Below are 8834 nucleotides of genomic sequence, written 5' to 3'. Positions count from 1 at the left end.
GGGGCATATGCCCCTTTTTAAAATTGGAAAAGGTACTATTTCGTAACTATTATTGCGAAATAGTACCTTTTTTCATAGAAGTTTATTTATATTAAACCAAAAACTATGATTTTTTTATTTTTAATAGTCTATAAATGGCTTAAAACCGTCAATTTTTATTTCTTCGTGAAAATTCCATTTAGCGAAATTTTACTTTCAGATTGTGTATAATTTAAAAAATATGGGTAATATAATAAAATATGGATAATATAAAAAAATAGTATACTTTTAATTAAATTGATGATATATTAAATATGAGGAAGTTAAGTTTTTAACTTCGAGGAGCTAATGGATAACGCTCTTTTCCCTAGTGGGGGACAATAATACCATGATTGCTTGACTGTAGGGCAATGCACAGTCTGTTATCCGTTTCAATTGTTTTTTGAAGGCTTTGGTTTAAACCAAAGCCTTTTTGTATATAAGGGGTGGATTTATGTTAACGGTAACTGATTTGTTGGGAGTAAATAATATCTCTAATATTAGTGATATATCATTAAAATTATATAAGGAATTTTTTGATAATATATTATGTAAAAGGCTATTCTTGTATAATCTTGAAGATGGAAAAGAAATAAAACTAGTTTTTGATCCTAATAATTTATTACATATACTTGGAGCACAGCATATTTTAGGGGAAAAATATAAAGCTCAAAAATTTAATATTGAAATTATAAATGGGGATATGACTTTTCAAGATTTAGAAAAGAGAAATAGTATAGTATTCAATGATTATACATCTAGATTTTTAAATTTTTCGAATCTATATCATGTTATAACTAATTGTACAATGGTCTATTTTGATAAAGAAACATATAATAAAAATAGAAAATCTAAAAAAGAATCGCTTATGGATTTTAGCTATATCTTATATGAAGATTTAAATAATAAAAAAATTCATGCAGGACTTGATACCTATAATAAAGGTTTTAGTTTTTATTGTAAGTCATTATTAGTTAAATCCAGTTCTAATGATATAATTATAAAAGATCAAAAACCAGTAAAAATAAATAATATTAAGGTTATAGATATTGATACTAAAGTTGTATTACTTAATAAAGATATTGAGGATGAAATTAAATTTGTGCTACTTAATAAAGATATTGAGACTGAAGATAAAAATGAGTTACCTAATAAAAATATTGATAATATATCAAATAGTTATGTACAAGTAGGAGAATCTAAGAAAATTTAAACTTAAAAATTACGCTAAAGTTGAATTTAGCGAAATATTCAATAATTGAATGACTAATATATTGCTTGAATTTTTACTTAAAGAAAAATTATCCAAATAAAATCAGATTATATATATTTTTTTATTAAGAGTTTATTATAATATATATATATATAATTTATAAGTACTAGGAGAGTGTTATGGAATTTTTTAAAAAAAATATTATATATTTAGTAATTTTTTTTATAGGAATAGCTCTTATATACAATAGTGTTCCTTTAGGGCGTTCTTATTTTATGAATTATATTGTCAGAAATAACTTAGAAAGTCAAAACTACTTAGATATATTATTGAATATGTCAATTATTAAATATATAATCATTGGAATACTTTTATCAATAGTAGGAATAAAAAAAATAGAGAAATAAATAAAACTTATTTCTCTCAGACTGTAAACAAAAAGGATATTTTCAAGAGCAAAAATATCCTTTTTGTTATTTTTTCAAATAAGTTTACCTTTATTAGAAAATTACACCATAGTTTACGTGTAACAAGCAAAATACATTATGACGTAAATGATTAATATTCTACTTTATCAATTTACTAAAATTAAAAAGTTTCTTATATTTTAATAGACAATGCGTAGAACTCTATAATTACTATAGAAGGATTTCCCTGGATAATAGCTTGAAAAATTAACATTTTTTGCAGCAACAGAATGTGCTGATACTAATCTAGCATTACCTAAAGCTCCTGTTACTATTACAGAATGACTCCAATATCCTTCATCTGAATTAAATAATTGTATAATATCTCCTATATCTGAATTATCTAAATACATATAATCCTCTTTAGCCCTTCCAGAAGATATTAAATAATCTCTTAAAGCAATAACTCTTATCCATGCATACGAACCTGGATACCATGTTTCATCTGTAGGTAATCCTCCAACTTTTAATGCTTTAGAAACAAAATTGGTACAATCATAATCTTGATAATCTTCACTACCATATGCATAATCTATAGCATATTGTTTAGCAGCCCATCTATTATAGTTTCCTGAGTTAAATGTAGCTGATCTATCTTCAATAGTATCACTATTTATAGTAGGTTCATTTACTTTATCAATCTCTGATTCTAAATTTACTGACTTCTCCTTTTCAATTTCTATTTTTTCATCAATATATTTATTATACTCTTTATCGGATAAAATAGTGTTTGATTTATTATTTGAAGATTCTACAGTTAGAATATCTCTTTCAACTAACAATTCATCATTATAATACTTAAGATATAAGGTATGATTAACTTCATATTTAGTTAGATCATTTACCCCTATATACTGTCCATTTACAATTTCATCTACATTAACTATTAAGAAATCATTCATATCTTCTATAGAGTTGATTTTTACTTCTAAATCAAACCAATCTAGTTGTCCGAAAGTTGAAGAGTACCATTTAGCCATGGAATTAGATGATAATGTATAAAACTCTGATAATTTACTATTAGGATATATATAATTATTATTAGTTACTTTTAAATCTTTCTGTAAACTTAAATAATGTTCTAAGTAGCCAGTTATTACAGATAAAATTTTTTGTTCATCATTAGTGGCAGCTTTAACATTATTAACTTTAAAAATAGATATTAATAGTGTTAAAGATAGTAAGATAGATAAAAATTTTCTCATAATTAAAGCCTCCCCAAAAAATATTTAACATATACATATTAACCTTTCGCAGAATAAAAGTCAAATATTTACATTATTCTAAAAAAATGTTATTATAGAATAAAAAGGAGATGTTGAAAATGCTTAGGAATTATAGAACAAAATTAGTGATATCAATTATAATATCATTAATTAGTTTTAGCTTAATAGGATGTAAATCTAAAGATAATTCTATTAATAAGTCGACGACTGATATATTAATAGAAAATTCCAAGATAGACGAGAATTATGAAGAAGCTGAAGAAGTTATAAAAAATTATTATAAATATTATAATGATAAAAATGAAGAAAAAATGTTGTCTTGTTTACTTTCACCACAATCAGTATCTTCATATAGATTATTTAATTTAGATTATATTAATTTAGAGAATATTAATTACATAAGTGATAAAAGCAGATATGAGATATATATTAATAATTTCTTAACTAAGAATAAGAATTTCGACATTGAAATGTTGAAATTATATGAAGTAAAATATGATATTAAATTTATAGAAGAGATAGAGCCAGTTAAGAGTGGGGAAATAACAAAAGAAGTTATGCTTGTTAAGTTAGTTGGATCTGATAAATGGTTAATAGAAGGAATTGGAACTATGTAATATAATATATGACTTTAAATAAAAAATTTACTATGTATGTTCATAAAAATAGAAATATAAATTTATTTATATAGTAAATAAAAGATAGTAAAAATATTAAAAAATAAGATAAAAAGAAATATATATTTTTTATAGAAAATTTAATAAAATATGTTTTGGTAGAAAAGCTATGAAAATATTTTCAGGCTTTTTTTCTTTTTTAAAGGGAAATAGAAACAAAAATAGAATTAGTAAAATATGGAAATAAATATTTTGTTAATTTGAGGTGTAGAAAATATGTTAAAAAGTATTAATAATGTATCTAAAGAACTAGGGATAAGCAAGGCTACAATATACAAAAGACTAAAAGAGGAAAAATATAAAAAGTTAATAATAAAAGAGAATAATGTAATAAAAATAAATGAGTCACTCTATGAATTATTAAAGGCTAATACAAAAAGAAAAAATATTGAAGAAGTAGAAAATGTAGAGATAGTAAATAAAGAAGAATTAAATATAGTAAAAGTAGAAGAAAATAATAAGAATGATAATATTGTAGGAATATTATTGAAGCAAATTAAAGAAAAAGATATCCAAATAAATAGACTTCATGATCTTATAGAAAATAATCAAATATTAATTAAAAACTCCCAAGAAAGAGAAAAAGAACAAGTAAGTTTAGAAAATCATTTTAAAGATATAGATAAAAAGTTATTAGAAATTAGAGATAAAAATAAAAGCAGAAAAGAGAAAAAAAGAAAAAGTAATATATTTCAAAAAATATTAAAAGTATAAAAAGTATATTTTTATTTAGGTATAATTTAGGTATTGTTAAGGTATGTAAATCCACTTTTCAAAATATATATACCTAAATAATAGATATATTTAGGTATATTCTAAAAAATAAAACTTTACATTTAGGTATATATAAGGTATAATTTGGGTATGCAAATTAAATGTGAAGGAGAGAAAAATTTATGAAAAAAATAATATTAAGTGCTGATATTGGTAAATATGAAACTGAAGTTGTAGGAAGAGATATAGAATTAACATCAGAAGATATAAGAACAATTAGATTTAGAACAAAATTATATGACTTATCATCAGGATATATTGATGTAGAAGGAAATAGTTATTTAGTAAAGTTTGGTGATAAAAATTATATAATTGGAGAACAAGGGCAAGATAAATCAGAAGATACGTCAAAGACACAATTTTTACATCAATTGGCTTGTTATACAGCAATTACTCAATTTATAGAGCCAGGAACAAAAGAGAATGAAATATATATGATATTAGCTTGTCCATTAAGTGTATTACTTATACAAGATGCAAAAGAAGAATATAAAAAATTCATAAAAGGTGATGGTCCTATAAAAATAACTGTAGATGGAAAAGAATATGAATTTGAAATCAAAGATGTAATGATTAAAGCTGAAGGAAGTGGAATAATTTACTTAGAACCAGAATTATTTAACAATCAAGTTGTAGGAATAGTTGACTTAGGTGGATTAAATATGGGATGGAGCTTATATAACAATAAAGTATGTAAAAAGGACGATAGATTTATTGAAGAATGTGGAACAGATAGACTTATTGATATAGTAAGAGAACAATTAGCTTTTTATAAGAAAGGTAACTTAGTAAATAAGGAAATTGCTGAGAAAGCTTTAAATGAAGGTGGATTAAAGAAAGGTGGTAAAATTGATACTGAAAGCACCAAATATATTGATAAGGCTAAAGAAATTTACTTTGGAGAAGTGTTAAAATTTATTAAAGCACATAAATTTAACATAGATGAATTAGATAGAGTAGTATTTGTTGGAGGAACTTCACAACATATAAAAGAAAATATAACAAACAAACTAAGTCACGCATATATACCTGTAAATTCTCAATTAAGTACTGTAGAAGGACTTTATAAGGTTGCATTTAAGAAATATAGTAAATAAGGCAGGTGTTTGAAGTATGCCAAGTGTAAAACAAGGTGGAGGATATACTCTTACATTTTCAAAAAAAAATGAAGATATTAAAGAATTATTAATAGAAAAAAGAAAGATAAAAGGATTTGTATTAACTGATTATATATGTGATGCAATAAGATTTTTTGAAGCAAATAAGGATGAAAAAAAAGAAATAACTAATATAAATATAGAGGAACTAGTAAAACAAGAAGTAGCAAAAATATTAAGTAATATTCCAATTAAAGTTGAAAATGAAGAAGTCAATGAAAAAACTTCTACTTTAGAAAAAAACTTAGATGATGTAGATATAGATGAAGACTAAAAATTAAAACACAAGAGAGCATTTAGTATTTTCATAAATGCTCTCTTAGTTTATGTAAGTTGTGATAAGTAAATTATTAAGATATATAAGATATTTCCTCAATTTCACTATATAACCCCTTAATTATTTCTTCTATATAATTAGAATATCTTTCTTTTACAATTCTTGCAGTAAAAGAATTGGCACAGATTATATTTATTGCTCTGCTTTTAATATCAACATCTACAATTCCACTATTAATCCAACATTGGTAAGATGTTCTGCCAATTATAGGCTCCAATACTATTAGAGCATTTTTAACCATTTCTAAATCATTATCAATTAATTTAGTATCATTACTATTATTATTAAAAAAGCCCTGCATATCTTCATTATCTTCAACTATTTTTTCAATATCTTCCTTGTTATCTACACTTACTTCAAGATCTTCTTCTATATTTTCAAATTCTTTTTGATTCTCAAATAACTCTAAATCCCCTTTTAATATAGCTTTAAAGTATTTATAGTTTTTATCTGAGCTTATTTCAATACTTTTTGTTCTATCAATAGTTTTTGCAAAAGCATCTATTAATATTTTATAATACTCACTATTGTTAAAAATATATTTCGATAAAAAATAACTAAACTAAAATTTTTATTAATATTTTCTTACATACCATTTTTAGTAAAATAAAAGCATTTATTTTACATATTTTGTGTGATAATATATATTATGTAAAATAAATACAAATAAGATATTGAAACCAAGGGGGAGAATTTATGAAAAAATTTTCAAAAATAATAGTATTAACTTTAGTTATGGTATTTATGTCCGTTAACAGTAGTCAGGTGTTTGCAGCAACTAATAAAAAAGCAGAATCTATAATTACATATGAGGAAGCAATAAAAATAATTGAAGAGAATTATTTAAGTTTAGATTCTAATGGTAATTTCAAAATTGATTCAAAGGCTAAAGATGTAATTCCTGAAGAAATATATAATACATTAAAATCGGGAACAGAAAATATAAATACAGAAATTAATAATGACAATTTAGAAGTATCTAGTAGTTTTCAAGGATATGAAGTTAAACCTGTAAAAGGTTCAAAGTTAGATGCTGAGACATATTCTGATGCAAACTCTTTTAACGCTTATAGTTCTAGAACTTACAATCCTCCAGTAATAGATAATTATACTTTTTTCTGGTGGGGGTATATTGCAGAAGCTAATGAAACTGCAGCACAAATAATGATAAATGAATTAGAACTATTGATTGCTGTTTCTGGTGGTGTTGGAACTATTGCAGGATATTTCACTGTAGGTGTAACAGTTGCTCTTTCTGTAGCTGTTGGAGTTGGATGCTATGGGTTGATTACTCAAATTAAAAATTCACTTGAAATAACTTCTGATGGAGTAACTATATATGCTTATGGAAGTCCTGAGAAAGGACAAGTTTATAAAGTGACACAATTATATAATTAAAAAAATTGCAAAGGAGTTAAATCTCTCCTTTGCAATTTTTTTAATTGATAAATTTTCTTCTAACTGTAGAAATATTCAGTATAAACAAAGCAGAAAATAGTGAATTCAATAAAAAATTAGATATAAATAATGAATATATTAATATTAAAATAATAAAAATACTTAATAAAGTATAAAAAATAATATATTTTTTATACTTTATATTAATAGTAGTTCCATAAGAAAAGTTAATACTAGATTTATTACATAACGCTTCATAAAAAACTTTAATATATTTAACTAAAAAAAACAAATATATCAGAGTACATAAAATGATAATAAAATATCTATTCATAATAACACCTATTTTAAATAATAATAATATTATTATACTATATTTTAGATATAAATAAAACTAAATTTATAGAATTATCATTTTATTTAAAAAACATAAAAACTTTCAATATGATGATATATAACAATTAGATTAAAATAACCTATTATTAGATTTAATATAATGACAGGTTATTTTTATGTAGATATCCTAATCCCATCCTAAAAGCTTTTTTTCTAATTTATCATAATCATAGTCTCGCCCATTGAAATTATTAAATTTGGTTTTAGTAGTATTTTTCTTTGGCTCTATGAACTCACCAGGCTTGACCATTTTTATCATAAGAGCAACAAAATTATCAGCATTTTTATTTTTAAAATAATTATATATTTTTGCTATATGTTTAAGATCACCACAAGCACTATTATATATTTTTCTCGCTTCTAAACCTGATATATTATGATTCTTCATCATAAGAATTATTGATTTTATTTCATCCTCATGATCCATTGGAATTTCTTCTTGATAATTCGAGACTGTAGCAGCTATTTCATCAGAAGCTGAATTAGTCTTATGAGTTTTATCTTTATTAGAATGAATATAGAACTTTAAAGACGTTACTTTTCTTCCTGTTTTAATTTCTTCAAATTCAAATTTTATATCCGTTTTTCCCTTTAATTCTTTTTGTGCTTGAAGTATTATTCTATTCTTTACATTTTGATAAATAGAATAAGACTTCTCAGTTACTCCAAGTAATTTTTTGAAAGTTTCTAATTCTATAGTCCAAATTTTTTTAAATTCGTTACACTTTAATAATTCAAATAATCTTAACGAATATTTACTCTTCAATAATAATATATTTTCCAATCTATAACTTGTATAAAGTTCTTTTAATTGCAGCATATATGGTTTTAGTGATGAATCAAACTTTAATATAACAACCCCTTCACCTGTCTTGTATCTAGCACTACTTAACCAAGATAACTGAATAACATCTCTGCCTTCTCTTACTTCAAATACTTTTTTCATAAGTTCTTTAGTTATTTTAGGAATTTCAGTATATTTAGTTTTAGTTTCGATTTCTAGAAGTGACATAAAGTCCTTTATTTTAAATTTATATTCTTTAAATTCTTCATCTGTTGGCTGAACCATACTTGCTAAACTTAATATTAATTTTTGTTCTTGCAAACTTAAATCATAACTTGCAGTTATTAATGAATTTGATTTAGTTACTAAATAGTTTTTATCCATATA

10 protein-coding genes are annotated in these 8834 nt (G+C 23.5%); 7 read left to right on the top strand and 3 right to left on the bottom strand.

The window, feature by feature from the left end; translation table 11 throughout:
• Positions 1 to 472 precede the first annotated feature (472 nt).
• Positions 473 to 1231 (top strand): PBECR4 domain-containing protein, encoded by a 759-nt coding sequence (locus ACQRD5_RS16025; RefSeq protein WP_427747041.1) that lies wholly within the window; start codon positions 473 to 475, stop codon positions 1229 to 1231.
• 179 nt (positions 1232 to 1410) lie between these two features.
• Positions 1411 to 1638, top strand: a complete 228-nt coding sequence (locus ACQRD5_RS16020) for a hypothetical protein (RefSeq protein ID WP_427747040.1) — start codon at positions 1411 to 1413, stop codon at positions 1636 to 1638.
• A gap of 200 nt (positions 1639 to 1838) precedes the next feature.
• On the opposite strand, the gene ACQRD5_RS16015 is transcribed toward ACQRD5_RS16020, so the two are convergent.
• Positions 1839 to 2903 (bottom strand): amidase domain-containing protein, encoded by a 1065-nt coding sequence (locus tag ACQRD5_RS16015; RefSeq protein ID WP_427747039.1) that lies wholly within the window; start codon positions 2901 to 2903, stop codon positions 1839 to 1841.
• Positions 2904 to 3022: 119 nt separating this feature from the next.
• Between ACQRD5_RS16015 and ACQRD5_RS16010 the strand changes: the two genes are divergently transcribed.
• The 4 genes from ACQRD5_RS16010 (at position 3023) to ACQRD5_RS15995 (ending at position 5806) form a co-directional block, all read left to right on the top strand.
• The gene (locus ACQRD5_RS16010; RefSeq protein WP_427747038.1) at positions 3023 to 3541 is read left to right on the top strand and encodes a DUF4829 domain-containing protein; all 519 of its coding nucleotides are present in this window, start codon (positions 3023 to 3025) and stop codon (positions 3539 to 3541) included.
• Between the two features lie 276 nt (positions 3542 to 3817).
• A complete protein-coding gene (locus ACQRD5_RS16005) occupies positions 3818 to 4315 on the top strand; it encodes a hypothetical protein (protein ID WP_427747037.1) in 498 nt (165 codons plus the stop codon).
• Positions 4316 to 4497: 182 nt separating this feature from the next.
• The gene (locus tag ACQRD5_RS16000; RefSeq protein WP_427747036.1) at positions 4498 to 5472 is read left to right on the top strand and encodes a ParM/StbA family protein; all 975 of its coding nucleotides are present in this window, start codon (positions 4498 to 4500) and stop codon (positions 5470 to 5472) included.
• 16 nt (positions 5473 to 5488) lie between these two features.
• Positions 5489 to 5806 (top strand): hypothetical protein, encoded by a 318-nt coding sequence (locus tag ACQRD5_RS15995; RefSeq protein ID WP_427747035.1) that lies wholly within the window; start codon positions 5489 to 5491, stop codon positions 5804 to 5806.
• A 76-nt stretch (positions 5807 to 5882) separates the two neighbouring features.
• Here the strand turns inward: ACQRD5_RS15995 and ACQRD5_RS15990 are convergent, their stop codons facing one another.
• Positions 5883 to 6170 (bottom strand): hypothetical protein, encoded by a 288-nt coding sequence (locus ACQRD5_RS15990; RefSeq protein ID WP_427747034.1) that lies wholly within the window; start codon positions 6168 to 6170, stop codon positions 5883 to 5885.
• Positions 6171 to 6565: 395 nt separating this feature from the next.
• On the opposite strand from ACQRD5_RS15990, the gene ACQRD5_RS15985 reads away from it, so the two are divergent.
• On the top strand, positions 6566 to 7267 hold the full coding sequence (locus tag ACQRD5_RS15985) for a hypothetical protein (protein WP_427747033.1): 702 nt from the start codon (positions 6566 to 6568) through the stop codon (positions 7265 to 7267).
• Between the two features lie 523 nt (positions 7268 to 7790).
• Here the strand turns inward: ACQRD5_RS15985 and ACQRD5_RS15980 are convergent.
• Positions 7791 to 8834: replication initiation protein (locus tag ACQRD5_RS15980; protein WP_427747032.1), on the bottom strand; the 1044-nt coding region annotated here is incomplete at its 5' end.

It is taken from the genome of Clostridium sp. SGI.024, assembly GCF_050315195.1.
Lineage (GTDB): Bacteria > Bacillota > Clostridia > Clostridiales > Clostridiaceae > Clostridium.
This window is presented reverse-complemented; position numbering and strand designations above follow the sequence as displayed.

Coding starts and splice junctions, on each gene's coding strand:
- ACQRD5_RS16015 (WP_427747039.1), bottom strand. CDS start 2,903: ATGAGAAAATTTTTATCTATCTTACTATCTTTAACACTATTAATATCT.
- ACQRD5_RS16000 (WP_427747036.1), top strand. CDS start 4,498: ATGAAAAAAATAATATTAAGTGCTGATATTGGTAAATATGAAACTGAA.
- ACQRD5_RS15990 (WP_427747034.1), bottom strand. CDS start 6,170: ATGCAGGGCTTTTTTAATAATAATAGTAATGATACTAAATTAATTGAT.
- ACQRD5_RS15985 (WP_427747033.1), top strand. CDS start 6,566: ATGAAAAAATTTTCAAAAATAATAGTATTAACTTTAGTTATGGTATTT.
- ACQRD5_RS16010 (WP_427747038.1), top strand. CDS start 3,023: ATGCTTAGGAATTATAGAACAAAATTAGTGATATCAATTATAATATCA.
- ACQRD5_RS16020 (WP_427747040.1), top strand. CDS start 1,411: ATGGAATTTTTTAAAAAAAATATTATATATTTAGTAATTTTTTTTATA.
- ACQRD5_RS16005 (WP_427747037.1), top strand. CDS start 3,818: ATGTTAAAAAGTATTAATAATGTATCTAAAGAACTAGGGATAAGCAAG.
- ACQRD5_RS15995 (WP_427747035.1), top strand. CDS start 5,489: ATGCCAAGTGTAAAACAAGGTGGAGGATATACTCTTACATTTTCAAAA.
- ACQRD5_RS16025 (WP_427747041.1), top strand. CDS start 473: ATGTTAACGGTAACTGATTTGTTGGGAGTAAATAATATCTCTAATATT.